Origin of the sequence: Mesorhizobium sp. M7A.F.Ce.TU.012.03.2.1 (assembly GCF_004006095.1) — a bacterium.
Classification (GTDB): Bacteria; Pseudomonadota; Alphaproteobacteria; order Rhizobiales; family Rhizobiaceae; genus Mesorhizobium.
Genome location: NZ_CP034779.1, coordinates 5,668,052 through 5,692,187 on the forward strand (window position 1 = coordinate 5,668,052; position 24,136 = coordinate 5,692,187).

At 63.7% G+C, this 24,136-nt stretch carries 27 protein-coding genes; 7 read left to right on the forward strand and 20 right to left on the reverse strand.

From position 1 onward, the window contains the following. Positions 1 to 51: 51 nt before the first annotated feature. Positions 52 to 513, forward strand: a complete 462-nt coding sequence (queF, locus tag EJ079_RS28130; protein ID WP_010915503.1) for a preQ(1) synthase — start codon at positions 52 to 54, stop codon at positions 511 to 513. A gap of 7 nt (positions 514 to 520) precedes the next feature. Here the strand turns inward: queF and EJ079_RS28135 are convergent, their stop codons facing one another. The 5 genes from EJ079_RS28135 to EJ079_RS28155 all read right to left on the reverse strand — a co-directional run bounded on the left by EJ079_RS28135 (position 521) and on the right by EJ079_RS28155 (position 5,838). Beyond that, positions 521 to 1,396: an alpha/beta fold hydrolase gene (locus EJ079_RS28135; protein WP_127810751.1), complete on the reverse strand. Its 876-nt coding sequence runs from the start codon at positions 1,394 to 1,396 to the stop codon at positions 521 to 523. A 7-nt stretch (positions 1,397 to 1,403) separates the two neighbouring features. Beyond that, a complete protein-coding gene (locus EJ079_RS28140) occupies positions 1,404 to 2,015 on the reverse strand; it encodes a hypothetical protein (RefSeq protein WP_127272150.1) in 612 nt (203 codons plus the stop codon). A gap of 4 nt (positions 2,016 to 2,019) precedes the next feature. Further along, on the reverse strand, positions 2,020 to 2,499 hold the full coding sequence (locus EJ079_RS28145; protein WP_127398839.1) for a DUF3828 domain-containing protein: 480 nt from the start codon (positions 2,497 to 2,499) through the stop codon (positions 2,020 to 2,022). A gap of 96 nt (positions 2,500 to 2,595) precedes the next feature. Next, positions 2,596 to 4,245, reverse strand: a complete 1,650-nt coding sequence (locus EJ079_RS28150) for an ABC transporter substrate-binding protein (protein WP_127398840.1) — start codon at positions 4,243 to 4,245, stop codon at positions 2,596 to 2,598. A 42-nt stretch (positions 4,246 to 4,287) separates the two neighbouring features. Further along, positions 4,288 to 5,838, reverse strand: coding sequence for a trimethylamine methyltransferase family protein (locus tag EJ079_RS28155; protein WP_127330649.1), 1,551 nt, complete (start codon positions 5,836 to 5,838; stop codon positions 4,288 to 4,290). A 90-nt stretch (positions 5,839 to 5,928) separates the two neighbouring features. On the opposite strand from EJ079_RS28155, the gene EJ079_RS28160 reads away from it, so the two are divergent. Both EJ079_RS28160 and mutL read left to right on the forward strand, forming a co-directional pair. Next, complete coding sequence (locus tag EJ079_RS28160) at positions 5,929 to 6,831, forward strand: LysR substrate-binding domain-containing protein (RefSeq protein ID WP_127408827.1); 903 nt, start codon at positions 5,929 to 5,931, stop codon at positions 6,829 to 6,831. A gap of 148 nt (positions 6,832 to 6,979) precedes the next feature. After that, complete coding sequence (gene mutL, locus EJ079_RS28165; RefSeq protein WP_127810752.1) at positions 6,980 to 8,848, forward strand: DNA mismatch repair endonuclease MutL; 1,869 nt, start codon at positions 6,980 to 6,982, stop codon at positions 8,846 to 8,848. Positions 8,849 to 8,874: 26 nt separating this feature from the next. On the opposite strand, the gene EJ079_RS28170 is transcribed toward mutL, so the two are convergent. The 4 genes from EJ079_RS28170 to EJ079_RS28185 form a co-directional block, all read right to left on the reverse strand. Next, entirely contained in the window at positions 8,875 to 9,114 is a 240-nt protein-coding gene (locus tag EJ079_RS28170; protein WP_127398926.1) for a hypothetical protein, read from the reverse strand. Positions 9,115 to 9,126: 12 nt separating this feature from the next. Then, positions 9,127 to 9,453 (reverse strand): hypothetical protein, encoded by a 327-nt coding sequence (locus EJ079_RS28175; RefSeq protein WP_127810753.1) that lies wholly within the window; start codon positions 9,451 to 9,453, stop codon positions 9,127 to 9,129. A gap of 56 nt (positions 9,454 to 9,509) precedes the next feature. Then, the gene (locus tag EJ079_RS28180; protein ID WP_127810754.1) at positions 9,510 to 10,385 is read right to left on the reverse strand and encodes an alpha/beta hydrolase; all 876 of its coding nucleotides are present in this window, start codon (positions 10,383 to 10,385) and stop codon (positions 9,510 to 9,512) included. A gap of 85 nt (positions 10,386 to 10,470) precedes the next feature. Then, the gene (locus EJ079_RS28185) at positions 10,471 to 11,364 is read right to left on the reverse strand and encodes a DMT family transporter (RefSeq protein ID WP_127810755.1); all 894 of its coding nucleotides are present in this window, start codon (positions 11,362 to 11,364) and stop codon (positions 10,471 to 10,473) included. A gap of 91 nt (positions 11,365 to 11,455) precedes the next feature. On the opposite strand from EJ079_RS28185, the gene EJ079_RS28190 reads away from it, so the two are divergent. Beyond that, positions 11,456 to 12,382 carry a LysR family transcriptional regulator gene (locus EJ079_RS28190; RefSeq protein ID WP_127810756.1) on the forward strand — a complete coding sequence of 309 codons (927 nt, stop codon included), beginning with the start codon at positions 11,456 to 11,458 and terminating at the stop codon, positions 12,380 to 12,382. 42 nt (positions 12,383 to 12,424) lie between these two features. Here the strand turns inward: EJ079_RS28190 and EJ079_RS28195 are convergent, their stop codons facing one another. Further along, positions 12,425 to 13,012 carry a hypothetical protein gene (locus EJ079_RS28195; RefSeq protein ID WP_127398095.1) on the reverse strand — a complete coding sequence of 196 codons (588 nt, stop codon included), beginning with the start codon at positions 13,010 to 13,012 and terminating at the stop codon, positions 12,425 to 12,427. A 125-nt stretch (positions 13,013 to 13,137) separates the two neighbouring features. On the opposite strand from EJ079_RS28195, the gene EJ079_RS28200 reads away from it, so the two are divergent. Further along, the gene (locus tag EJ079_RS28200) at positions 13,138 to 13,371 is read left to right on the forward strand and encodes a DUF2093 domain-containing protein (protein ID WP_031213688.1); all 234 of its coding nucleotides are present in this window, start codon (positions 13,138 to 13,140) and stop codon (positions 13,369 to 13,371) included. Here EJ079_RS28200 and lpxK read toward each other — a convergent pair. The 6 genes from lpxK to EJ079_RS28230 all read right to left on the reverse strand — a co-directional run bounded on the left by lpxK (position 13,368) and on the right by EJ079_RS28230 (position 18,987). Then, a complete protein-coding gene (gene lpxK, locus EJ079_RS28205) occupies positions 13,368 to 14,393 on the reverse strand; it encodes a tetraacyldisaccharide 4'-kinase (protein WP_127398093.1) in 1,026 nt (341 codons plus the stop codon). The genes EJ079_RS28200 and lpxK overlap by 4 nt on opposite strands. A 1-nt stretch (position 14,394) precedes the next feature. Further along, positions 14,395 to 15,711: a lipid IV(A) 3-deoxy-D-manno-octulosonic acid transferase gene (waaA, locus tag EJ079_RS28210; RefSeq protein WP_127398091.1), complete on the reverse strand. Its 1,317-nt coding sequence runs from the start codon at positions 15,709 to 15,711 to the stop codon at positions 14,395 to 14,397. After that, on the reverse strand, positions 15,708 to 16,499 hold the full coding sequence (locus EJ079_RS28215; protein ID WP_013532344.1) for a lysophospholipid acyltransferase family protein: 792 nt from the start codon (positions 16,497 to 16,499) through the stop codon (positions 15,708 to 15,710). Before EJ079_RS28215 ends, waaA begins: the two co-directional genes overlap by 4 nt. 5 nt (positions 16,500 to 16,504) lie before the next feature. Beyond that, positions 16,505 to 16,750 carry a DUF4170 domain-containing protein gene (locus EJ079_RS28220; protein WP_127257990.1) on the reverse strand — a complete coding sequence of 82 codons (246 nt, stop codon included), beginning with the start codon at positions 16,748 to 16,750 and terminating at the stop codon, positions 16,505 to 16,507. Positions 16,751 to 16,853: 103 nt separating this feature from the next. Beyond that, positions 16,854 to 17,657, reverse strand: a complete 804-nt coding sequence (locus EJ079_RS28225; RefSeq protein ID WP_127810757.1) for a 3'(2'),5'-bisphosphate nucleotidase CysQ — start codon at positions 17,655 to 17,657, stop codon at positions 16,854 to 16,856. Further along, positions 17,644 to 18,987: a TldD/PmbA family protein gene (locus EJ079_RS28230; RefSeq protein WP_127810758.1), complete on the reverse strand. Its 1,344-nt coding sequence runs from the start codon at positions 18,985 to 18,987 to the stop codon at positions 17,644 to 17,646. The genes EJ079_RS28225 and EJ079_RS28230 overlap by 14 nt, the downstream gene beginning before the upstream one ends. 167 nt (positions 18,988 to 19,154) lie before the next feature. On the opposite strand from EJ079_RS28230, the gene EJ079_RS28235 reads away from it, so the two are divergent. Further along, the gene (locus tag EJ079_RS28235) at positions 19,155 to 19,571 is read left to right on the forward strand and encodes a VOC family protein (protein ID WP_013532348.1); all 417 of its coding nucleotides are present in this window, start codon (positions 19,155 to 19,157) and stop codon (positions 19,569 to 19,571) included. A 23-nt stretch (positions 19,572 to 19,594) separates the two neighbouring features. Here the strand turns inward: EJ079_RS28235 and EJ079_RS28240 are convergent, their stop codons facing one another. Both EJ079_RS28240 and epmA read right to left on the reverse strand, forming a co-directional pair. Further along, positions 19,595 to 20,845 (reverse strand): FAD-dependent oxidoreductase, encoded by a 1,251-nt coding sequence (locus EJ079_RS28240; RefSeq protein ID WP_127810759.1) that lies wholly within the window; start codon positions 20,843 to 20,845, stop codon positions 19,595 to 19,597. Positions 20,846 to 20,958: 113 nt separating this feature from the next. Further along, a complete protein-coding gene (gene epmA, locus EJ079_RS28245) occupies positions 20,959 to 21,999 on the reverse strand; it encodes an EF-P lysine aminoacylase EpmA (protein WP_127810760.1) in 1,041 nt (346 codons plus the stop codon). A gap of 114 nt (positions 22,000 to 22,113) precedes the next feature. On the opposite strand from epmA, the gene efp reads away from it, so the two are divergent. Then, on the forward strand, positions 22,114 to 22,683 hold the full coding sequence (efp, locus tag EJ079_RS28250) for an elongation factor P (protein ID WP_027038615.1): 570 nt from the start codon (positions 22,114 to 22,116) through the stop codon (positions 22,681 to 22,683). Between the two features lie 70 nt (positions 22,684 to 22,753). Here efp and EJ079_RS28255 read toward each other — a convergent pair whose 3' ends face one another. Further along, complete coding sequence (locus EJ079_RS28255; protein ID WP_127810761.1) at positions 22,754 to 23,518, reverse strand: hypothetical protein; 765 nt, start codon at positions 23,516 to 23,518, stop codon at positions 22,754 to 22,756. A 2-nt stretch (positions 23,519 to 23,520) separates the two neighbouring features. Then, the gene (locus tag EJ079_RS28260; protein ID WP_127810762.1) at positions 23,521 to 24,099 is read right to left on the reverse strand and encodes a hypothetical protein; all 579 of its coding nucleotides are present in this window, start codon (positions 24,097 to 24,099) and stop codon (positions 23,521 to 23,523) included. Positions 24,100 to 24,136: the final 37 nt, after the last annotated feature.

Consider the following 24,136-nt stretch of genomic DNA (forward strand, 5'->3'; position numbering starts at 1 on the left):
AAGCATGTCGTCCCGCACGCACTCCGGGCGCATGCGACAAGGATTGCGCCCATGATCGACACCAAAACCCTCACCCAACTCGGCGCGCACGTCGAGACGCCACAAAGCCCCGAAGCAGCGGTCCTGGAGACCGTACCGTTTTCGCGCGGTGACGGACCGCCGGCGATCGTGCGCTTCACCTGCCCGGAATTCACCTCGCTGTGCCCAGTCACCGGCCAGCCGGACTTCGCCCATATCGTCATCGACTACGCACCCGATGCGGCTTTGGTGGAATCGAAGTCGCTCAAGCTGTTCATGACCTCGTTCCGCAACCATGGCGCCTTCCATGAAGACTGCACCGTCATGATCGGCCGCCGCATCGTGGCGGCAACCAAGCCGCTGTGGTTGCGCATAGGCGGCTATTGGTATCCACGCGGCGGCATTCCGATCGATGTGTTCTGGCAGACAGGCGCTCCGCCGGAAGGCGCCTGGCTGCCCGACACCGGGGTTGCGCCCTATCGCGGACGAGGTTGAGCGAACGTCAACCATGGATGGCACCCGTCCGGCAGAGCTTTGTTGCAAGAAAGGAAAAGATAGCATCGCTGTAGCGCAGTTGGTCGTAGCGCAGCAGATCGACATGGCCTGCGCCCCCAAACCAGACGAGTTGTGAACCAGCGGCAGCATTCTGCAGCGCCAGCACCTGTCCATGATCGATGAAAGGGTCGGTGCTGCCTGCAAGCAGCATCAGCGGCTTGCCGATAGCAGCAAGATGGTCGACCGGCTTGACATCATCGGCGCTCAACCCGAGACGAAGCGGCATCTGTGCCAAAAGGACATCGGCTTGGAAACCGCGCCAGAAGTGGAAAGGCATTCGCCACGCTGTAGTTTCGCGCAAGGTTGCGTAGAGCTGCTCCAGCACATAAGCATCGGCAGGCGCTTGCGGTGCGGCAAAGACAAGTGCGGCGGCGCCAAGCGACGAGCCGATGGCGCCAAGCTTCTGGCCTGAAAAGCGTTGCCGAGCAAAGGTAATAATACGGGCGGCGTCCGGGCCTTCCGAATACCCGAAGCCCTGAACGGCGCCGCCGCTCTCTCCATGACCGGAGAGGTCGAACAAGACAACGGAATAGCCAGCGTCGAACAAGAGCTTCGCCTTTTGAACCAAGGCCAGCCTGTTGGCGCCGCGCCCATGTAGCAGCACAATCGCACCGCAACTGCCCTTTCGATCGGCTACCCAGCCGACAAGCTCGGGCGCATCGGCCTGGTCGAGTACGACGCGCTCGACGGAGAAGTCCCCAGGCGCTGCCAGAGCTTGCCGCGGCTGGCGAGCGACCAGTATCGTGCCGATGTGCCAGTCGAACACGCCCCCGGCAACGCCGAGTCCGACCAGCACGATGGCTAGCGAAAAGCAAAGCTTCATCGCCGGTTCATTCGCACTGATACTGGCTGAGTGCCCATTCGCCGGTCACCGACAATAGGTCCGATATCTTCCAGTCGCCGTCGACCCTCTTGAATTTCCATTCCAGCCGGTGCGGGTTGCCCGATATGACGAAGGCGACGATGACCTTGGCCTGGTCGCCGTTGATCGCCTCGAGCGTCTTCAGGCTTTTGTCGATCTCGGCCTTGTCGTAATCGGCATTGTCGAGCGCCATGTTGGGGTCGAGGCACTCGCCCTGCCCGGATTTGCGCAACGCGTCGCTCTTGTCGAGCACGGTTTTGGCCGGGTCGATGAAATGGCTTCGCTCGGCCGGATCGATCTCCAGTCCGACCTGATCGTAAAACGGCCGCACCACGGCGGTCGGCGAGCCCGGCTGGATCGGTGCGGCGGGCGCGGCTTCGGCTGGCGACCATCCCACCGGCGGCGTGGCCGGTTCCGCCGCTCCGCCCGGCGCATTTGCGGGCGGTGCCCCGCTGTCGCCCGGCTGGGTGCCGGCCGGGGCGTTTGCCGGCGGCGCACCCAACAAGCCTTGCGCGGCGGCGCCGCTCAGAGCCGCCAGCAGGCACACACCCGACAGCGCCAGGAACCGGCGATGGGCCATCGCTTCACTCCGGCGTCTGGCCGGCCATGCATTCCAGCCCGCTGAGCGTCCAGTCGCTGGTCTTGGAAGCGATGTCCGATATCTTCCACTTGCCGTCGATCTTCTTGAGCGACCAGAGCATTTCACGTTTGGAATCATCGCCCTCGGAGAACAGGCTGAAGGATGCCGTGACCTGTGCGTTATCGCCATCCAGCTTCTCAGACAGTTTCAGCGTTTTCGAGACGGTTTTCTGATCGAAATCCTGGGCGTCGAGACCAGGATCGAAATCGATGCAGGCGACCTGGTCCGGGTTCGTCTTCGTTGCCTGGTCGTTCAGCTCGAACAGTTTCGTCACCGGTTCGGTGAACCGATCCCGATATTGTTCGTCGGCCTCGAACTTGACCGCCGGGACATAGAAGAACTTCACCGCGTCGGACGCCGGTCCGGCGACGGCGGCGCCCGGCAGGGCTATCGAAAGGGCGGCAACGAGCACTGTCAGTCTCATGCAGAATCTCCGGCTTTTGATGGCTTGAGCCTATCAATACCACGCATCCTGCATATCGGCTTTTTTGCGGCTCATGAAGTCCTGCCGCGCCTTGTTTCAGCCGTCCAGCCAGACGTTTTGAAGGTCCATCTCGAATGTCTGGTGGACACCATAGTTCTTCACCTTCTTGTTCTGATGGCTGTAGAGCTTCTGCCAGAACGGCTGAATAATGACGCCCGAATCCTGCAGGATCTGCTCGACATCCTTCATGACCTCGCGTCGTTTCTCCACGTCGATGAGCGATAGCGCCTGCTTGAGCTTGGCGTCGAAATCGGGGTTGGAATATGCCGATTCATTCCAGGCCTCGCCGGTGCGATAGCCGAGCGCCAGCACCTGGACGCCAAGCGGGCGCATGTACCAGATCGTCATCGAATAGGGATATTTCGTCCAGTCGTTCCAGAAGGTCGAACCCGGCAGCACCGTGCGCTTCACCTTGATTCCGGCATCGCGCAGCTGGCCGGCAATGGCGTCGCCGGTATTCTTCTGCCAATCGTCCTCGATGGTGATCAGCTCATGCTCGAAGTCAGCCTGTCCGGCTTCCGCCATCAGCTTCTTGGCGCCGGCGGCGTCGCGTGTCTTCTTGGGCAGCGGATAGTATTCCGGATGGATCGGGGCAACGTGGTGGTTTTCGCCAGGGGTGCCTCGCCCGGCATAACCAAGTTGGAGGACCGCATTGTTGTCGACGGCCATTTGCAAGGCGTTGCGCACCCGCTTGTCGTCATAAGGCTTGTGGGTGATGTTGGTGCGGGCAACCAGCGTCGTCGCCGTCGCCACCTCCGATTTCACCAGGTCCATCTTGTCGAGAATGTCGATGAAGTCGGCGGGCGACTCGAAATTGAGGTCGATCTCACCGGATTCGAACGCGTTCACGGTGGCGTTGAAATCGGTGCCGTAGTCGATGAACTCGACGCTGTCGAGCGGCGCTTCACCACCCCACCATTTGCCATTTTCGCGACGCTTGACGACCGCCTTCTGGCCGACATCGTAGGAAACCAGTTCGAACGGTCCGGTGCCGATCGGCTTCTTGATCGGATCGGCACCGTCGGCATCGAAGCTGCGATGGACGACGAGCGCCGGATAGTCGGTGAAATTCGGGATCAGTGAAATGTCTGGTTCGCTTAGCTTCAGCTTGACCGTGTTGTCGTCGACCTTGGTGATCGCGCCATCCCTGGCCTTGCCGGTCTTTGCGTCGATCAGCGCGCCGACACGGGCGGCCATGGAATTGCCGGCGACATTCTTCTCGCACCAGCGCGTCAGATTGTGAGCGACGTCATCGGCGTTGAAGGCATCGCCGTTGTTCCATGTGATGCCCTTGCGCACATGCAGCACGTATTCGGTGGCGTCGTCATTGATATCCCAGCTTTCGAGCAGAACCGGCTCGAAGGTGAACTGCCTGGTATAGCGGACAAGCGGCTCCAGCCAGCAGCGCGAAATGTTCGCCAGCTCAACCCAGTCGTAGGTGCGCGGATCCTTCTGCCCCTTCACCGACATCGAGACGCGCAGCGTTCCGCCTTTCTTCGGCTCTTCGGCCAAGGCCCGATCCGGCACGGCAAGGCCGATCATGGCGTAGGCAAGCGCCGTCGATGCGCCGAAGGCGCTTGCCAGCGCCAGGAACTCGCGCCGGTCGACACGACCCGCGCGTGCTTCGACCGCCATTGCCTCGATAGCGCTCGGCACGCGATCGCCACTGCTTCTGAAGAATGCCATTTTTTCCTCCCGTCTGGTTCCCTTTGATCTTGGTTCTTCGCGTCAACTGACGCTGTCCGGCAGCCTCTCCTCGCGCCGCGCGATGAAATCCATCAGGCCATCGGCGATGCCTTCGTCGAGCTTCGGCTCCTCGTAATCCGCCAGCATGTTGCGCGCCTTCTCGCGACCGCGCGTGTCGTGGTCCTTCGCCCCTTCTGCCTTCCACTGTTCGTACGAATTGAAGTCCATGATCGAGGGTATGAAGAAGGCCGACTCGAAATGTTCGAGCGTGTGTTTGGTGCCGAGGAAATGGCCCTGCGGCCCGACTTCGCGAACCGCTGCCATCGCTTCCTTGAAATCGTCGAACGGAAGGCCGCCTGCATATTTGTACCAGCCAACCAGCTGTTCGCAGTCCGTAGCGAACTTCGAATAGCCGCAGCTCAGGCCGGCCTCCAGCCACCCGGCGGAGTGCCAGATGTAGTTGGCGCCGGCGAGGATGGCGGCATGCATCAGCATGTTGGCCTCGTAGCCCGCCTGGGCGTCGTTGAGCTTCGATCCGACATGGAAGCCTGAGGTGCGCCACGGCAGTTTGTATTTCCGCGCCAGCGCGCCCATCAGGTACATCATCTGGGCCGCCTCCGGCGTGCCGCCCATCGGAGCGCCGGTCTTCATGTCCACGGTGACCATGAACTGTCCGTAGATCTGTGGCGACCCCGGGCGCAGCAGTTGCGTGAAGGCGACGCCCGCCAGCGCTTCCGCATTGACCTGCGCGACTGCCCCGACGGCCGACGCCGAAGTCGAGGCGCCGCACAGTGCGAAGGGTGCGAGGATCAGCGGCTGGTTGCTTCGGGCATAGACCTTCATCGCGTCCAGCATGGTGGCGTCCCACACCAGCGGCGAATTGCAGTTGGTGATCGACACCAGGACCGGATTGTCGCGGACGTAATCCTCGCCGAACACGATGCCTGCCATCGCCATCGTGTCTTCCGCCCGCTCCTTGGACGTGACGATGCCCATGAACGGCTTGTCGGAATGCTTAAGCGCGGAATGGATGATGTGGAGGTGACGCTTCGGTACCGCGATTTCCATCGGCTCGCAAATGACCGAACTCGATGAATGCAGCGCCGGCGCCATGTAGGCGAGCTTGTGGAAATTGTTGAGGTCCGCGAGCGTGCCGTAGCGCCTGTTGTTGTCGAGGTCACGCACATAGGGCGCGCCATACATCGGCACGAAGATGGTATTGTTGCCGCCCACCCGCACCGTACGCTGCGGATTCCTCGCATTGAGCGTGAACTCCGACGGGACCTTCGAGACCAGTTCCATCAGCAGGGCCCGGTCGATCCGCACACGAGTTTCCGAGACATCCGCGCCCGCCGCCTTCCACAGTGCGATAGCCTCGTCGTCGCGGAATTCGCATCCCACCTCTTCGAGGATCAAGAGCGACTCCTCGTGGATTAGCTCGACCGCCTCATCGGGGACCATCTGGTAGACGGGGATCTGGCGGACCAGGGTCGGAAACGACGTTACCGGAGCTCCGCGCAGGGCCTTGCGTCCCAGGCGGCCGCCACTGCGGCGGTTGGCATGTTCGGTCACTTCAGGGGCCGGTGCGTTCATGGCAACTCCATTCCACTCATGAAGGAGCCTAACGCGACAAAATGGTGATGTGACGCTGGAAAATCCTGATCTCTTGTATAAGCTCAGCTTATGCGAAGCCTGCGCCACCTCCTGCCCTCGGCCGGCAGCCTGATCGTCTTCGAGGCGGCCGGGCGGCTGTCGAGCTTCACCGCCGCCGGGCGCGAGCTCGGCATGACGCAGGCCGCCGTCTCCTATGCCGTGCGCGGGCTGGAAGAACGGCTTGGCGCCAAGCTGTTCCAGCGCCGCCACCGCCAGGTTCTCCTGACCGAGGCCGGCGAGCGCTTCCATGCCGATGTCTCGCTCGGCCTTTCGCATATTCGCAAATCGGCGGAGGATCTGCGCCTGCAGGCAACCGGCGGTCATGTCACGCTGGCTGCCTCGACCGCGTTCGGCTCGTTCTGGATGATGCCTCGCCTGCAGCAGTTCCGCGACGAACTGCCGGGCATCGACCTGCGTATCCAGACCGCCGACCGTGACCTCGACATCATCGCGGAAGGCATTCCGCTCGGCGTGCGCGGCGGCGCGCCGCGGGACTGGCCGGACTATCACTCGTTGCCGCTGGCCGACGAGGAGATATTTCCCGTCGCCGGCACCAGTTATGCGGCAAAGTTCGGCCTGCCCCAATCCGCTGCCGAACTGGCCACGCACCGCCTCATCCATCTGGAGGAGCCGTATCGCGAGGCGGCCAGCTGGGACGAATGGTTCCAGTCGGCGGGCGCCAATCTCAGCGATACCGCGCGCGGCCTGCGCATCAACGACTACGGCCTGGTGATCCAGGGCGTCATGGAAGGCCAGGGCATCGCGCTCGGCTGGCGGCACCTCGCCGAGCGGCTGCTCGCGTCGGGCTTGCTGGTGCCGGTGACGGATCATGTGCTGAAGACCGGCAAGGCGTTCTATGTCGTCTGGCCGAAGAACCGGGAACTCAGCGACAACGCCCGCAAGGTGCGAGACTGGCTGGCGGAGCAAGCGTGAGGGGCAGCGCCTCCCAGTCCCTTGGAAGTCGGCGGGACAGCACCTCCCTGCGGCCTGCCAGAGGGAGGCTGCTGTCCCGCCAGCCTATCCACTGTTCCGCAACACCGAATCCTTCCGCATCCGTCTCGAATCCGCCTATAGTGCTGCCATGCCCATCCGCCAGCTTTCCGAAACGATGATCAACCAGATCGCCGCCGGCGAAGTCATCGAGCGTCCGGCGAGCGTCGTCAAGGAACTGGTCGAGAATGCGCTCGATGCCGGCGCTTCGCGCGTCGAGATCGTCACAGCCGGCGGCGGGCTGAACCTGATCCGCGTCACCGACGACGGCTCTGGCATTCCCGAACGGGAGCTGGCGCTGGCGATCGCACGTCATTGCACCTCCAAGCTCACCGAGGATATCAACGACATCCGCTCGCTGGGCTTCCGCGGCGAAGCGCTGCCGTCGATCGGCTCGGTGTCGCGACTGTCGATCCGCTCGCGCACGGCAGCAAGTGACAGCGCCGCCGAGATCGGCATCGAGGGTGGCCGCGTCCTGCCTGTCAGGCCGGCGGCGGCCAATCGCGGCACCACGGTCGAGGTGCGCGACCTGTTCTTCGCAACGCCGGCCCGATTGAAGTTCATGAAGGGCGAGCGCGCCGAAAGCTCGGCCACCAGCGATGTGGTCAAGCGCATCGCCATCGCCTTCCCCGCCGTGCGCTTCACGCTGGCCGGCTCGGACCGCTCTACGCTGGAATTGCCGGCGACGGATGACAGTGCGGAAGGCAGCCTGCGCCGTGTCGCCCAGGTGATGGGCGCCGACTTTCCCGACAATTCGATTGCCATCGATGCGATGCGCGAAGGCGTGCATCTGACCGGCCACGTGTCGATCCCCTCCTTCACCCGCGCCAACGCGCTGCAGCAATATGCGTATGTGAACGGCCGCCCGGTGCGCGACAAGCTGATCGCCGGCGCCATACGCGGTGCCTATGCCGACGTCCTGCCGCGTGACCGCCATGCGGTGACGGTGCTGTTCCTGACGCTCGACCCGGCCATCGTCGACGTCAATGTCCATCCAGCCAAGGCCGATGTGCGCTTCCGCGATCCCGGCCTTGTGCGCGGATTGATCGTCGGTGCAATTCGACAGGCACTGGCCGATGCCGGCGTCCGCGCCGCCACCACGGGTGCCGCCGGCATGATGGCCGCGTTCCGGCCAGGGGCCGCATCCTACGGCCACGGCGGACCGGCAAACGGCCACCGCAGCTACGACGCGGCCTACCGCGCGTCGGGCCCGTCCGGCTTCGACGCCGCCCGGTCGCCGCAGCGGCCACTCGACATGGGTTTCCAAGGCGCGGGATTCGATCAGCGCGGTTTGCGTGATAACGAGCAGGCGGCGTTCGATGCCGGCGCCAGTGCCGATGCGCGCGCAGGGCAGGATGAAGCGGCCGAGACCCTGCTCGGCGCGGTGCTGGGCGCGGCGCGCGCCCAGGTGCATGAGAACTACATCGTCGCCCAGACCAGGGATTCGCTCATCATCGTCGACCAGCATGCGGCGCATGAACGGCTGGTCTACGAGGCGCTGAAGAATGCGCTGCACTCACGCCCGGTGCCCTCGCAGATGCTGCTTTTGCCCGAGATCATCGACCTGCCGGAAGAGGACGCCGAGCGGCTTGCGCTGCATTCGGAAACGCTTGCCCGCTTCGGTCTCGGCATCGAGCGCTTCGGCCCCGGCGCCGTCGCGGTGCGCGAGACGCCGTCGATGCTGGGCGAGACCAATGTCGGGCAATTGGTGCGCGACCTCGCCGACGAGATCGCCGACAACGACACGGTCGACACGCTGAAGGAGCGGCTGGACAAAATAGCCGCGACCATGGCGTGCCACGGCTCGGTGCGCTCCGGCCGCCTGCTCAAGGCCGAGGAGATGAATGCCCTGCTGCGGCAGATGGAGGCGACGCCTGGCTCGGGCACCTGCAACCACGGCCGGCCAACCTATATCGAACTCAAGCTGGCGGACATCGAACGGCTTTTCGGGCGGCGATAGCTGCGGACGGATTGCGGGCCATCGCTTCACCGCTCGTAGGTGCTGGTGTTGACCAGCAATGCCGAGATTATCGTCCGCCCCGTTCGCCCGTGGGCGAACGCCGCGCCGGCTCCACGCACCGCTGTTGCCAGAAGCGCGGCGGTCAGCAAATAGCGTGCCGCCGCCAGCAGGAGCGGAGGCACGTCATCGAGACCGAGCTTGATCGCCGCCCAGGTCAGACCCCAGATCAGCGACATCACCGCGAAGAAGGCGAGATTGCGAACCACCAGATTCGCCGTTCAGCGCAGTCCCTGGCGATCGACGAGTATCCGGTGGATGTCGATCCGCTCCGGCAGCTCGATCAGGAACTCGGCATCGCGGTCCAGATGATGGACTTTGGTCGGTTCGCCTTTGGTAAAGGCGGTCATCGCTTGCATGTCGGCCCAATACGAGATGGTTGTGAACCACGTCTCCTCACCTCGGTCTTCGCGCAGCAATTGGACACCAAGCGCCGTCTTCTCGAGGGGCGGAATACCCTCGGCACGGAGGTATGGCTCATAGGCGTCGGCGATGTCGCGGCGGGTGCGACCGCGCCAGATGCGCGCGATGGTCGGTTTGGTCGGCATGAGGTTCTCCTTCAGTCAGGCGGACGCAAACTGAGCAGGGCAGACGCCGGCTGTGATCAGCCGTGAACACGAGCCAGGAAATCGCGGACCAGCGGCAGCGCGTCGTCGAAATGTGTCTCCAGCAGCCAGTGACCCGCCCCCTCGATCAGATGCAGTTCCGCATCGGGCAGATCGCGATGATAGGCCTGCGCCGACGCCGCGGGCATATAGCCGTCCTCTGGCCCCCAAACGATCAGCGTCGGCGGATGGTGTTCACGCAAATAAGCCTGGTAGCGCGGAAACCAGGTGAGATTGGCTTCCAGCTTCTCCATCAGACCGACGGCGATCTGCCGACGAACCGGCGTGTTCATCAATGGCCAGTGAAGGCTCCAGAGATCGGGCGGCACGCGCGTGGCGACGTCGTCAGACACTTCCCCGATGAACTCGGCCCGGAACCCGTCCTCACTTATCGCGGCCTCGAGCGGACGGTGCTTGTCGGGCGTCTTGTCGGTCCACCAAGCCTTGATCGTGGCGTATTTCGGACCAAGCACGTCCTCGTAGATGTCGCCGTTCTGGATGATCAGGGCACTGATCCGCTCGGGGTGCGAGATCGAATGCCGGAGTCCTATCTGCGAGCCGTAATCATGCAGCCACAAGGCGTAGCGTTCGAGACCGAATTCATCGGCAAGTTTGGAAAGCACGTCGCAATAGGCGTCGAAATCATAGCCAAAGGCGGCCGGATCGGGCGTGCCACTGTATCCGAAGCCCGGCCAGTCGAATGCAATCGTTCGCCAGCGGTCGGCGAGCGCCGGCATCAGTCGGCGGAATTGGAACGAAGAGCAGGGATAGCCGTGCGGCAACAGCAAGACAGGTGCTTCTGGCGGCCCTGCCTCGCGATAGAAAATGGATAGATCACCCAGTTGCATGCGTCGGTGCGTCGTTGCACCCGGCATTCGGACCTCCGTCGAATAAACACCGGCTAAACGCGTTTGACCGAGGCATCGTTCCCGAATGAGGGAAGCGGACGGCCGGCAATATTCATCTCTTCAAATTCACCACGATGACACCGCCCAGCGCCAGCGCGCCGCCGATTATGCCGAGCAGCGTCGGGACTTCGCCCAGCCAGAAGAAGCCGATCAGCGCGGACATCGGCGAGACCAGATAGAGGAAGTTGGAGGCACGTGCGGCGGGCAGACGCGACAGTGCGGTCGCCCAGGCGGCATAGGCGATCAGGCTGGGCACGATGCCAAGAAAGATGACGGCGCCGAGGCCTGCTGCGTCGGCAACCGCCGCCTGCGAAAAGGCCGACGGCAGGAAGGGTGCCAGGCATAGTGCGCCGAGCACCATGTTCGAAGCGGAGATGGTCAACGGATGATGGCGGGCAAACAGCGGCTTCTGGACGATGGTGTTGACGGCCGAGCACAAGGCCGAACCAAGCACCAGAAAAGCACCGGTGTTAAAAGACAGTCCATTCCCGTCGGCCATGGCGATGACGCCAATGCCGGCGAAGGAAATCACCGTACCGGCCCAGGCCATGCCCGAAAAGCGCTCGCCCAGCAGGACCATCGCCATGATGGCGGTGAAGATCGGGCTGACATTGATGATGAAGCCGGCGGCACCGGCAGAGACGGTCAGTTCGCCGAAATTGAGCATGACGGTGTAGAGCGCGACGAAGATGGCGCCGCCAAAGACCAGGCGCCACACTTCGTCGAGCCTTGGCAGCGCCGGGCGCTTGATGGCCAGGAAGATCGCCGCCGGCACCGCGGCGATGGCAAAGCGCAACGCGCCGAGTTCCAGCGGTCCGAAGGCGGCGAGACCGGCGCGGATCGCCGGAAAGGCGGAGGCCCAACCAACCACCGTCAGTGCGACAGCAATGGCTGCCGTGGTGTCCATCCGCTGTGTCGAATTCAACGTGCCCGTCATTGCGTTCATCTCACTGCCCTCGCATTCTTCGGTCCTGAAAGGCAGAAAACGCCATTTCAGGCCAGTTGACAAACGACCAAATCGAGGATCACCTGTGACTATGGATCACAGCTCGGACACAATGGTACCGCTCGAAACACTGCGCGCCTTCGATGCGGCGGCGCGAACAGGCAGCTTTTCGGCGGCCGCCGAAAAGCTCAACATCACCCATGGCGCCGTCAGCCGGCAGATCGCCAAGCTCGAGGACTGGCTGGGATTGAAAGTCTTCGACCGTGGGGCGCGCGGTGTCTCGCTGACGATCGAGGGCAACCGGCTGCATCTGCGCACGGCGGAAGCCTTTGCGCTGATATCGACCCATTCCGACCGCTGGGTCGAGCCGCGTGGCACGGCGGTGGTGCGGCTGACCTCGATCCCCTCGGTCAGCGGGCTGTGGCTGATGCCGCGCATGGCGGCTCTGGAGAACAATCCCTCGAAGCTGCGCATCGTGCTCGATGTCGACATCCGCCAGGCCGACCTTGCCGATGAGGGCATCGATCTCTCCATCCGCTGTGGACGCGGCGGCATTCCGGGCCGCGTCTCGGTGCAGCTTTTCGAGGAACATGTCTTCCCCGTCGCGTCACCCGAGCTTGCCCGCGAGATCGGCCGCGGCGACCCTGCCCGGCTGCTCAAATATCCGCTGATCAACGATTCCGACGCGTCTGCCTGGCGCGCCTGGTTTGCCGCGCAAGGCATGGATTATCGCCCGCGCCCGCAGGACCGTCGCTTCGAGGACTACAATCTGGTGCTCGACGCCGCCGCCTATGGGCTCGGCATCGCGCTGGCACGCCCGCCCCTGACCGGGCATCAATTGCAATCGGGCCGCATCACCCCCGTCGATGAGCGCACCGCGCTCAATCCGGTGTCCTACTGGCTCGACCGGCCGATCGGGCGGCCGCGTGCCGCATCCGCCGACCTCGCCCGCCGCATCGCGGCGGAGGCCGGGCTGGCGCCGGAAAAGATCGAGGCGTTCATCGAAGCCGAGCGGTAGGCCTTCCGCCGGGCACATATCGAGAACCAGCCGATTCGAAGCTCAGCGCAGCAACAACAGAACGAACCCAAGGATCACGGTTCCCAGCAAACCGGCCATTATCGAAACAAAGCCAATTTTCACCAGCAACTGCTCAGGGTTCGGCGCCGCACCATGGGATTGATTGGCCGGCCTGTGCCTGCCCGCCAATGCACCCAGAGCGGCAGCGTTGCGCGGGACTGGAGCCTGCGGCGGGATAAGCGACAGCAATGACAGCCCCGTAACCCTGGCAGGGGTATTGTCATTGGCCGTTGTCGAAGGCGGCAAGAAGGCTCGCGGCGTTTCGGCTTCGGGTTTTGCCTTTCTCGCCGCGATCGTTGCCAACGCCGCCTCTTCGCCCGTCTCAAGCTGGGCAAGATAGGCATCGACGATGCCAGACGATGCGATCTGCTGCGATTTGACGTCCATTGGCGCGGCAGGCAAAGTCAACAGCACGGGCGCTGTCTGTTGCGCAAGCAGAGACGGCGCCGGCGGTTGGACCAGCGCCTTGACCAGTGCCGTCATGACTGGATCGGCCTGCCCCGAGGGCACGGCCTGCGGCGTCATCACTTCCCTGAGCAAGGCGGGAAGACGAGTGGAGGAAATGTCCATTGCGGCCCACCAACACCATTTTTCCGCCTCACAATAAGCGTTCAGCATTGTCTCAGGCTTGTCGCATGCTTGACCTCGCCGGGAATTTATGGCGATGAAATCCTCATGAACCCTGGCGTCCCCGCATGATGAACCGTTTCGAAGGCCCCGGCGGCAAGGAAGCCCGCATCCGCTATCTGGATGGCGACTTCCAGGTTACCAGTCCCGGCGCGTTCGTGCGTTGCGCGGTGACAGGCGAAAGCATTCCGCTCGACGAGTTGAAATACTGGAGCGTCGCCAGGCAGGAGCCCTACATCAGCGCCACCGCCTCGCTGCGCCGCGAAATCGAGATGCATCCGGAGCTGCGTAAACGCGGTTAACCCTTCAGCTTGCGCTGGCGCCAGGCATCGAGCGTCTCGTCGATGATGCGCTCGGGAACGTGATCGAGTTCGAAGACAGTGTCGATCTCCAGCACCTCGAGCCGGTCGAGAAAGTCCTGTGAGGCGCCGTGGCGCAGTCGGGCGGCGTCCTTGGCGGTGGTGATGAGCACCAGCCCTTCGGCGCGTGCGGTCGCCACCAACTCGGCAAGTTCGTCCTCGGCATAGAAATGATGGTCCGGAAACGGCCGCGTCAATGCCAGCTCGCCGCCGGCTTCGCGCACCGTGTCGAAGAATTTCTCGGGATGGCCGATACCGGCGAAGGCGAGGAACCGCTTGCCGGCAAGCCCTGCCTTGCCGCTTGGCTCTGTATGGGCCTCGAAGATCGGCCGGCCGGCGCGTGCCGCCTGGCGGACCACGCTGTCGGCGGCAGTGCCCTCGCCCATTTTCAACAGCCCGCTGGTGAAGACCAACTGGTCGACGATTTTGGCCCTGAGCGGCCCGCCCGGAATGACGCGGCCATTGCCGATCCCATAGCGCGCGTCGACGACGACCAGCGCGTAGTCGATGTGGATGCGGGCGCTCTGGAAGCCATCATCCATGATCAGGAAATCGCAGCCATGCCGTTCCAGCAGCAGCCGGGCGCCGGCGGCGCGGTTCGGCGTCACCGCCACCGGCGCGTGTTCGGCGAGCAGCAGCGGTTCGTCACCGACATGCCTGGCACTGTCATGGTCGATATCGACCACGTGAGGCTCGGCGAACGAGCCGCCATGGCCGCGCGACAGGAAGCCTGGTTTCAGATGCATTCGCTTCGCCTGCTCGGCGAGCGCGATGGCCACCGGTGTCTTGCCGGTGCCGCCAACCGTGAAATTGCCGATGCACAGAACGGGTGCTTCGATCTTCTCGCGCTTGGCCCGCCGCATGCCGCGGCCGGCGGCGGCCGCATAGATGGCCGATAGCGGCGACAGTGCCAGGACCCGCCAGTCCGGCTCTTCCCACCAGAATGGTGGTGCTTCAGAGGCCACGCTAGCGACCGTTCGCGCCCTTCAGGCGCGACTTGACGACCAGCGGCTGGATATAGGGCTCAAGCGATTTCAGCGTGCGCGCCAGCGCGCCACGCATCTCGTCGACGGTCGCCACACCCGCCGCCATCATCTCGTGGCGCGCCACTTCGTTGGTCAGGAGGAAATTGACGGCGCCGGCCAGCATGTCGCGATCGCGCACCAGCTTGGCGCCGCCGCTGTCGAGCAGACGCTGGTAGGCCTCGCGAAAATTCTGAACATTGCGCCCGGCGAGAACCGCCGTGTCGAGCATGGCCGGCTCCAGCGGGTTCTGGCCACCCTCGGAGGTCAGCGAGCGGCCGACGAAGGCGATTTCGGTCAGCCGGAGATAGAGCCCCATCTCGCCGATCGTGTCGCCGAGCAATATATCCGTGTCGGCGGCTATCCTGTCGCCCTTGCTGCGTCGCGCGACCTTCAGGCCCATGCCGGAAATTTGTGCCGCAAGCGCCTCGCCGCGATCGGGATGACGCGGAACGACGATCGTCAGGATACCATGGTGGCGCTTGTGCAGCGTCGCGTGGACTTCAGCCGCGACCACTTCCTCGCCGTCATGGGTCGAGATCGCCGCCCAGGTCGGGCGCGTGCCTATCTGCCGCCGCAGCGTCGCCAGCGCCCGTTCGTCGACGGGCGGCGGCGAGGTATCGACCTTGAGATTGCCCGACACGGTGACCGGCCGGGCGCCGAGCGCCAGAAACCGCTCGCCATCGACATCCGACTGCGCCACGACGTGAGCCAGGTTCTCGAACAACGCCTCAGCGATGTTGGCGCGTTTCTTCCACGACTTGAACGAGCGGTCGGAGAGCCTGCCATTGACCAGCACCTGCGGCACGCGGCGCGCGCCAAGCTCGAGGATGGTCATCGGCCAGATTTCGGATTCGGCGATGATCGCCAGATCCGGCTGCCAGTGATCGAGGAACCGGCTGACCGCCGGCTTGAGATCGAGCGGTACGTATTGGTGGATGATCCGGTCACCGAGACGCTCATCGGCGACCTGCGCCGAGGTGACCGTGCCGGTCGTCAGCACGATGTTGACGCCGTAGTCGAGAATGCTTTCGACCAGCGGCACGACGGCGATGGTCTCGCCGACGCTCGCCGCGTGGATCCAGATCACCGGCCCGTCGGGGCGCGCGCGGCCGGCGACGCCATAGCGCTCGCGGCGGCGATAGCGGTCTTCCTTGCCGCGCGAGGTGCGCCAGGCAACATAAGGCCCGACCAGCGGATAGGCAGCCGCACCTGCGAAACGGTATGCCGACAGCATGGCTCGCGCCCAGCGGCCGCTCATCGCGGAGCATCCACGAGACGGTAGGCCTCGGCGGTCGCGGCATTGAGCGCGGTCGTCACTTCCTGGCGCTTGCGCTCCATTTCGGCGTCATCGGCGCCGGCCGCCACGAAGATCGGCTGGCCGATGACGATCGACGAACGGCCGAACGGCAGGTTGATGGTGGTCTTGTCCCAGCTCTTCTCCAGCACCTTGCGACGGCTGGTGGTGATGGCGACGGGCACTAGCGGCCGACCCGAGAGGCGAGCCAGGAGAACGATACCAAGCCCTGCGTCTCGCGGCGTGCCGTGCGGAATATCTGCGATCATGGCGACGTTCTTGCCGACGGCGAGCGACTTTTTCAGGGCGATAAGCGCTTTTGCCCCGCCCTTGTCGAGATGCCTGGCATTTTCCCGCCCGCCGGAGCCGCGCACTGCCTCGATGCCGAATTTCTCCAGCATCAAAGCGTTGAGCTCGGCATCGGCACTGCGCGAAACCATGGCGACCAGCGGCTTGCGCTTGGGGTAATAGGCCGGCGTCAGCAGATGCTGGCCGTGCCACAAGGCGATGATGCCAGGCTCGAACTCGGTATAGGCACCGCCCGAAAACCGTGCCGATCCTTCGACGACGCGATTGGTGAGGCGCACGAAGCGCACGAACTGGGCGAACAGGCTGGCGATGGCGTTCTTGACGAATCGCGACTGCGCCAGCGGTTGGCGTATCTTGCGCCAGAAGGCCTTGGTCGTGCGGCTGCGTCCCCTGCCCGTGGGCGCGGCATCGCTTGCTGGCCCTTTCGCCAGGTCATGCTCCATCGAAGTCAACCGGCAGCCTTGTTGTCGGGGTCCAGCAGCCGGTGCAGATGAACGACGAAGTAACGCATGTGGGCGTTGTCCACGCTGGCTTGCGCCTTGGCTTTCCACGCCGTGTGCGCGGATTGATAGTCGGGATAGATGCCGACGATATCGAGGCCCTCGAGATCGCGGAATTCGGTGCCGCCAAGCTTCTTGAGTTCGCCACCGAACACCAGATGCAAAAGCTGTTTCTTTCCGTCTTCCGCGGCCATGTCGGTCCTTCACATATCGTGAGTTTGTCACAGGTCTAGACCAAAGCCGCCAACTTTGGAACCTTTAGGGCGAGATGAATTCATCTCGCCGGGGAAAACGCCTTCACGCGTCCAGGCCGGCGATGACGCCAGCGAGCACGGCCAGCAATTCACCGCTGCCGGCAGCAAGGGCGCCGTGACGGGTCACCTCGCCGGCATAGAGCGGAGCGCGACCGTGCTGGTCGAGCAGCTGGCCGCCGGCCTCGCGCAGGATGAGGTCGGCCGCGGCAATATCCCAGTCATGCGCATTCGGCTTGACGAAAGTGGCATCCAGCGCGCCATTGGCAATCATAGCCAGCCGATAGGCGAGCGAAGGGCTGTAGGGCGCCCGCTTCAGCCGCGCCTGCCATTCGGCCGGCATCAGGTCGGTCAACTGCTTCAGCCCGGAAATCTCGGCCGTATCCGCCAGCTTGCGAACCGCAATGCGCTTGCCGTTGCGGAAGGCGCCCTGGCCGGGCAGCGCCCAATAGGTCTCCTCCATCGCCGGGCATTCCAGCACGCCGGCCAGCGTACGGCCACGCTCGACCACGGCGACGCTGACGCACCAGGTGCGCTGGCCTTCCAGAAAACCGCGCGTGCCGTCGATCGGGTCGACGACGAAGGTGCGGCGTGCCGAAAGCCGGACCGGATCGTCGACTGTCTCTTCCGACAGCCAGCCATAATCGGGCCGCGCCGCCAGCAATGTTTCGCGCAGATAGGCATCGGCGGCGTGGTCGGCCTCGCTGACCGGCGATGTGCCGCCCTTCATCCAGACTTGCGGGCTGTTGCCGAAGTAGCGCATGGCGATGAGCCCCGCCTCGCGGGCGGCATCGCGCAGCAGCGGCAAATCTTCGGTGGCCCCGGCTATGGTGAGATCATGCTCCGGCAAGGGTCATGCCTTCGAGCAGGAGCGTTGGGGCGGCGGTGCCGAAATTGCGGTCGAGGTCATCGGCCGGCACCATGTTGAGGAACATCGTCTTCAGGTTCGACGCGATGGTGACCTCGGCGACCGGATAGGCCAGTTCACCGTTCTCGATCCAGAAACCCGAGGCGCCACGGCTGTATTCGCCGGTGACCATGTCGACGCCCTGGCCGAACACTTCGGTGACGTAGAAGCCGGTCCTGAGCGATTTGATCAGCTCTTCCGGCGACCGCTCGCCCGGTTCGATGGCGAGATTGGTGGAGGATGGCGTCACGGAGGAGCCGCCGCGCGCGCCGCGGCCGTTGGTGACGAGGCCCAGTTCCCGCGCCGCCGAGGTCGACAGGAACCAGTGGTTGAGCACGCCCTTCTCGACCATCAACAGCTTTTCGCCCTCGACACCCTCGCCGTCGAACGGACGCGAGGCCTGGCCACGCAGCCGGAGCGGCTCGTCGGTGACGGTGATGGCGGAGGCGGCCACCTGCCTGCCCATCATGTCGCGCAGGAAAGACGTCTTGCGCGCCACCGAGGCACCGTTGATGGCGCCGGCCAGATGGCCGGCGATGCCACGCGCGACGCGCGGGTCGAACACCACGTCGACCGGCCCGGTTGCCGCCTTGCGCGCGCCGATGCGGCGCACCGCGCGTTCGCCGGCCTTGCGGCCGATGTCTTCGGGCGCATCGAGATCGGCGAAGTGCTGGCGCGAGGAGAATTCATAGTCGCGCTCCATGCCGGTGCCCTCGCCGGCGATGACGCTGGCCGAGCGCGAGAAACGCGAACCGACATAATGGCCGAGGAAGCCGTGCGAGGTGGCCAGCACCAGGCCGCCGAGGCCGGCACCGGCGCTGGCGCCGGCCGAATTGGTCACGCCCTTGACGGCAAGTGCCGCCGCTTCCGCCGCCAATGCGGCTTCCTTCAACTGGTCGGCGGACACTTCGGTGGCGTCGAACAGATCGAGATCGCGTGTCTGTTTGGCCAGCAATGCCGGGTCGGCCAACCCCTGATAGGGATCCTCAGGCGAGACTCTCGCCATGGAAACAGCGCGTTCGGCCAGCGTTTTCGGGTCGGACGCCGCTGTCGCCGAGACACTCGCCACGCGGCCGCCGACGAAAACACGCAGCGCCACATCCTCGCTCTCGGAGGCTTCCGTAGCCTCGACCTTGCCGAGACGCACCGACACGCCGGTCGAGCGGCCGCGGACGGCCACCGCGTCGGCGGCATCGGCGCCGGCCTTCTTGGCAGCCTCGACCAGGGCCGCGACGCGGTCGGTCAATTTTGCTGCGTCTGATATATCGGTCATGCCTGAAATCCTGCTGGTGCGGCCGGTGTGCGGCCGTTGCCCACCCATCTATTGTTCCGGTCCGGCTTGTGCAATGGCATAGGCTTCAATCAAAATGCAGGGTGGGCGGTTCAAAACCGCGAACCCTGTGACGCAAAATCGGTTCGCAGCTTGCACGGAGCATTTCGATGACGCCTTTCCATCTCGCCTTCCCGGTCCGTGATCTCGATGAAACCCGCGTTTTCTATGGCGAGGTGCTGGGCTGTGCGATCGGCCGTTCATCCGCGACCTGGGTCGATTTCGACCTCTACGGCCACCAGATGTCGGCGCATCTGCGGCCGCAGGCCGCACAGGCCCCCAGTGACGGCAAGGTCGACGGCATCGTCGTGCCGATCCCGCATTTCGGCGCGGTGCTCTTGATGGACGACTGGCAGCGCCTGGCGACGCGGCTGGAGGCGCGCGACGACATCGACTGGCTGGAACGGCCGATGGTGCGTTTCAAGGGCGAGCCCGGCGAACAGGCGACGCTGTTCATCCGCGATCCCTCGGGCAACGCCCTGGAATTCAAGGGTTTTCGCTCGCTGGAGCAGGTTTTCGCGCACTAACTCAGATCGAGGGCATCGGTCGATCAACGGCCGAAACGGCCCGCCGCGAAAGGTGCGAGCCGGGCCGGATCGCCGCGTCCGCCGATCAAGTCGGCGACCAGCCGCGCGGTGATCGGAGCCAGCGTCAGGCCGAGATGGCCGTGCCCGAAAGCATGAATTACGCGGGAGCTGCCGCGCGAAGCGCCGATGACCGGCCTGGAATCCGGCAGGGACGGCCGGAAGCCGAGCCATTGCGAGGCAGGCGAGCCGAGCCCGGGAAAAATTTGCCTGGCGCCACGGTCAAGCAGCGCCAGCCGGCGCGGATTTGGCGGCGCGACCAGGCCGCCGAGTTCGACGGTGCCGGCGACCCGCAAGCGGCCAGCCATCGGCGTCAGGTAGAAACCAAGATCGACGGGACAGACAGGTCGGTTGAGCAGCGGCGCGTCGGTCTGGAATTCCAGATGATAGCCGCGCTCGGTCTCGAGCGGAATCCTGTCGCCGGCCTGCGCGGCCAGTGCGCGCGACCGTGCACCGGCGGCGATCACCACCGTGCCAGCCTTGATGCGAACGCCGGGTCCGCTGAGCTGGACACCGTCAGCCTCGACCTGCAGTCCGGTGATCTCAGCCTGCTTCACCGATGCACCACGGGCACTCACCGCGCCCAGCAACCGCCGCATCACCATTGCCGGATCGGTGACATTGATCGAGTCGGGAAAATACACGCCATGCGCTGCTGTCGCCGGCAGGCCCGGCTCAAGCGCCGCCACCTCTTCGGGAGTCAGCACCTCTTGGCGGATGCCAAACCCAGCGCGCATTGCCCGGCCGCTGGCGCCAGCGGCAAAATCGCTCTCGCGGCGATAGAGGTAAAGACAGCCATTGCGGCGCAGCTGGTCCTCCAGGCCGGCCTCCCCGGCCATGTCTTCCCAGGCCGGGAGGGCGTCGGCCAGCAGTCCGGCGAGCGCCAGCGCATTGGCCCGGGTGGCCGCCGGCAGCGATTGCCGCATGAACCGAACGAGCCATGGCGCCAGCTGCAGCAGCGCCGGCCAGCGCAGCGAAAACGGGCTGTCGGGATCAAGCAGCAGCTTTGGCAACGCCCGCAGCACCGCAGGAGTGCCGACCGGCATGCAGGCATATTCGGCGATCGTTCCGGCATTGCCTGATGACGCACCGGAGCCCGGCTCGTTCGGATCGATGAGCAGGATTTCGCGGCCGTCCGCGACAAGGCGAAGTGCCGTCGCCAGCCCGACAACTCCGGCGCCGACGATGGCGATTTCGACCGTTTCAGAAGCAGCCACTGTAGATCTTCCCGATTGACCGTGAAATCCAGTACCGATCATGTGGTCTCTTGGTTCGGGGTCACGGTCCAGTCTTGATCCCTGGAATCGAATAGGCCAGATCTTTCCGCGCCTCAGGCAACAGGCGTCCAGATCACGTCCTCGATTTTTTGCGCGCCTGTCGCCAGCATGACGAGCCGGTCGAAGCCGAGCGCGATGCCGCTGGCCGGCGGCATGATGGCAAGGGCGGCGAGGAAATCCTCGTCCAGCGGATAGCGCTCGCCATAGATGCGCTGCTTCTCGTCCATCTCGATGACGAAGCGCCGGCGCTGCTCGTCGGCATCGGTCAGTTCGCCAAAGCCGTTGGCGAGTTCGACGCCGCAGCAATAGAGCTCGAAGCGCTCGGCGACGCGTGGGTCGCGCGGGCTCGGCCGGGCCAATGCCGCCTCGGCCACCGGATATTCGCACAGTATGGTCGCGCGGCCCTGCCCGAGGAATGGCTCGACCTTTTCCACCATCACCCGGCTGAACAGGTCCGCCCAGCTGTCGTCGGGCGCGGTGCGCATGCCGGCCCGGATCAAGGCAGCGTACAGCGCGTCGCGATCGGTGCTTCCGTCGGCGGCGACCGTGGCCAGCAGATCGATGCCGGAATAGCGGGTGAAAGCGTCCGCCACCGTCAGCCGTTCCGGCTCGGCGAACGGATCGCAGTCGCGGCCACGAAACGAGAAAAGAGTAGCCCCTGCCCTTGTCGCGGCCAGCGCCAGAAAGGCCGCGCAATCCAGCATCAGGCTCTCATAGGCCTCGCCCACCCTGTACCATTCGAGCATGGTGAATTCGGGATGGTGCAAGGGGCCGCGCTCACGGTTGCGGTAGACCGGGCCGAAGCTGAAAATCCTGACCTCACCGGCGGCGAGCAGCTTCTTGCAGGCAAACTCCGGCGAGGTGTGGAGATAGAGCGGCGCCCTTGCGCCGTCCGGCCCGATCGCATCGGTGGCGAAAGCCGCCAGATGCGCCTCATTGCCGGGCGAGACCTGCAGGGCCGCCGTCTGCACCTCGACGAAATCATGGGCGGCGAACCAGTCGCGCAAGCTGGCGGCGATGCCGTTGCGCAGCATCAGCCGCGGGCGGCGGTCGGCATGAACGTCAGGCGTCCACCAGGGCGAAGCTTCGGTCATGCGGCTCGGATCATGGTGGAAGGGGGCTGGCGGCGACGGCCAAGATGCGCTAGGCCCCCATCCAGCGCCGCACAAGCCGGCAAACGCCAGTCAACTCTTGCAGGATTTAAAACCGTGGTGAAAGTCATCGCCAGTTCGCTCCGCAAAGGCAATGTCGTCGACAAGGACGGCAAGCTTTATGTGATCCTCTTTGCCGAAAACATCCACCCAGGCAAGGGCACGCCGGTAACGCAGCTCGACATGCGCCGCATCGGCGACGGGGTGAAGGTTTCGGAGCGCTACCGCACCACCGAGCAGGTGGAGCGCGCCTATGTGGAGGAGCGCGAGCACACCTTCCTCTATCGCGACGGCGAAGGCTTTCATTTCATGAACCCGGAAAGCTACGACCAGGTCGCGGTGTCGGAAGCCGTGGTCGGCGACATGGCGCCTTACCTGCTGGAAGGCATGGCCGTGCAAGTGTCGCAGTTCAACGGTATCGCCATTTCCCTGGTGCTGCCGCAGCGCGCCACCTTCGAAGTGGTGGAAACCGAGCCGACGACCAAGGGCCAGACGGCCTCGTCGTCCTACAAGCCGGCCGTGCTCTCCAACGGCGTGCGCACCCTGGTGCCGCCGCACATCGCACCAGGCACCCGCGTGGTGGTGATGACAGCTGATGGGGCCTATGTGGAGCGGGCGAAGGACTGAGGCTCATCTGCCCGCCGAAAACGATAGTTACCAATCGATGGCTCGGCTAAAGAGCCACTATCTGGTCAAGTTAAATCAGATATTTGAGCACGACGTTCAAAACTAAATCCTCGGCGATAGTTACGAACTTGGACCGCGTAACGACCACACCTGAGGGATGCGCTGCGGTATTCCTAACACCAAGGGCCACGCCCATGATGCGGCGAACATCTGCCGATACGATCTTTGCCGTTTTGCAAAGATCGAGCAGCATTTCCTCGCCGATTGGGCCGAAGTCATCACGCGCAGTAACCAGACCAACCTTCTTGACTGTCCTTTGGTCAGGGTGAGCCGCCAAGGCCGCATTGAACTCAACAAGCTTGTGGGCGAGTATGTAGTTCAGAAGGTGATCTAGCGCGAATATCCACGTCATGATCAGGGCCGCACGGTAGGCCTCGACGCCATAGCAATCCATCGCTTCCTTAAACCATGTTTTACCCACTCCCTCAGGAAGCTTTCCCTCCAATTCTCGCAGTTCGGGCGGCACTTGAACTGTATGCGTCTCAGCCCCCAGTAGCTTGGCCAACTCATCCCGGCGGTGATATTCCAACTTATAACCAACGTTGCCTTTGACATAGCGTTTAGGATTAGAGGTGAGGCCTCGGTTCAGGATTTGCGGAATAGTCTTCGGCGGAGTGAGGCTGCATTCTCGAAAGCACTCAGTTAATCTCTGGGTCGTGGCCACATCGGATCCTTCTATCTCAGTGATGAAATAGACAAAAAGTTCGATCTTTCCGACATCATTAAGAGCTTGAGCATCCTTCACTGAACTATAGAATCTTCGAGCTTCGCTCATAATTAGCTATTTTTCTGCATCTTAAAATTAAGATAATCTTCACCGATCGTGGTAACTCTGATGTTATCAACGCCCCCGTACTCGACATAACCGAACTTCGTACCATGAGCATCAATGATTGCTTGCTTGAAAGCTTTCGGCCTAGCAATATTAACTAGCTTGTAGCAGGTAAATATCTGATTCGCCGTACAAGGATCGTAACCGCTTTCTCTCAGAAAATGGGCGAACATTAGAACCTTCTCACTGTGGCTCTTGGGAATAAACTTGCCGTAGAACTCCTCCAATCCCGGCGCCTTCAAGTCTTTCACCAGACTAGGTTGGTAAGCTTCCGCCCTAGGCTCGGAGCTAGTCGATCCGCTATTTCCCTTCTTTCGTCGAACTGGCTTTTTCCGCTGAACTTCGGTCGCGCCCGTATCCTCAAGGGCGTCAGCAATATGCTCTCGCAATGGCATAGGTTTCACCATGGCGAGCCGCCCCACGAGAGCGCCCTTTAGGTCACGATAGACCTCCCTGACCACGTCGGCATCGCCTTCGACGTCAAAAACCGTGTCGCCTTGGCTGAAATGTATTTTAGTGTTCATTGGCCCCTCCCAATCAATAGAACGTAGTGATCTCAAC

Excerpts from the sequence above, each read along its gene's own strand:
- queF (WP_010915503.1), top strand. The coding sequence starts at position 52 with ATGATCGACACCAAAACCCTCACCCAACTCGGCGCGCACGTCGAGACG.
- EJ079_RS28135 (WP_127810751.1), bottom strand. The coding sequence starts at position 1,396 with ATGAAGCTTTGCTTTTCGCTAGCCATCGTGCTGGTCGGACTCGGCGTT.
- EJ079_RS28140 (WP_127272150.1), bottom strand. The coding sequence starts at position 2,015 with ATGGCCCATCGCCGGTTCCTGGCGCTGTCGGGTGTGTGCCTGCTGGCG.
- EJ079_RS28145 (WP_127398839.1), bottom strand. The coding sequence starts at position 2,499 with ATGAGACTGACAGTGCTCGTTGCCGCCCTTTCGATAGCCCTGCCGGGC.
- EJ079_RS28150 (WP_127398840.1), bottom strand. The coding sequence starts at position 4,245 with ATGGCATTCTTCAGAAGCAGTGGCGATCGCGTGCCGAGCGCTATCGAG.
- EJ079_RS28155 (WP_127330649.1), bottom strand. The coding sequence starts at position 5,838 with ATGAACGCACCGGCCCCTGAAGTGACCGAACATGCCAACCGCCGCAGT.
- EJ079_RS28160 (WP_127408827.1), top strand. The coding sequence starts at position 5,929 with ATGCGAAGCCTGCGCCACCTCCTGCCCTCGGCCGGCAGCCTGATCGTC.
- mutL (WP_127810752.1), top strand. The coding sequence starts at position 6,980 with ATGCCCATCCGCCAGCTTTCCGAAACGATGATCAACCAGATCGCCGCC.
- EJ079_RS28175 (WP_127810753.1), bottom strand. The coding sequence starts at position 9,453 with ATGCCGACCAAACCGACCATCGCGCGCATCTGGCGCGGTCGCACCCGC.
- EJ079_RS28180 (WP_127810754.1), bottom strand. The coding sequence starts at position 10,385 with ATGCCGGGTGCAACGACGCACCGACGCATGCAACTGGGTGATCTATCC.
- EJ079_RS28185 (WP_127810755.1), bottom strand. The coding sequence starts at position 11,364 with ATGAACGCAATGACGGGCACGTTGAATTCGACACAGCGGATGGACACC.
- EJ079_RS28190 (WP_127810756.1), top strand. The coding sequence starts at position 11,456 with ATGGATCACAGCTCGGACACAATGGTACCGCTCGAAACACTGCGCGCC.
- EJ079_RS28195 (WP_127398095.1), bottom strand. The coding sequence starts at position 13,012 with ATGGACATTTCCTCCACTCGTCTTCCCGCCTTGCTCAGGGAAGTGATG.
- EJ079_RS28200 (WP_031213688.1), top strand. The coding sequence starts at position 13,138 with ATGATGAACCGTTTCGAAGGCCCCGGCGGCAAGGAAGCCCGCATCCGC.
- waaA (WP_127398091.1), bottom strand. The coding sequence starts at position 15,711 with ATGAGCGGCCGCTGGGCGCGAGCCATGCTGTCGGCATACCGTTTCGCA.
- EJ079_RS28215 (WP_013532344.1), bottom strand. The coding sequence starts at position 16,499 with ATGGAGCATGACCTGGCGAAAGGGCCAGCAAGCGATGCCGCGCCCACG.
- EJ079_RS28220 (WP_127257990.1), bottom strand. The coding sequence starts at position 16,750 with ATGGCCGCGGAAGACGGAAAGAAACAGCTTTTGCATCTGGTGTTCGGT.
- EJ079_RS28230 (WP_127810758.1), bottom strand. The coding sequence starts at position 18,987 with ATGACCGATATATCAGACGCAGCAAAATTGACCGACCGCGTCGCGGCC.
- EJ079_RS28235 (WP_013532348.1), top strand. The coding sequence starts at position 19,155 with ATGACGCCTTTCCATCTCGCCTTCCCGGTCCGTGATCTCGATGAAACC.
- epmA (WP_127810760.1), bottom strand. The coding sequence starts at position 21,999 with ATGACCGAAGCTTCGCCCTGGTGGACGCCTGACGTTCATGCCGACCGC.
- EJ079_RS28255 (WP_127810761.1), bottom strand. The coding sequence starts at position 23,518 with ATGAGCGAAGCTCGAAGATTCTATAGTTCAGTGAAGGATGCTCAAGCT.
- EJ079_RS28260 (WP_127810762.1), bottom strand. The coding sequence starts at position 24,099 with ATGAACACTAAAATACATTTCAGCCAAGGCGACACGGTTTTTGACGTC.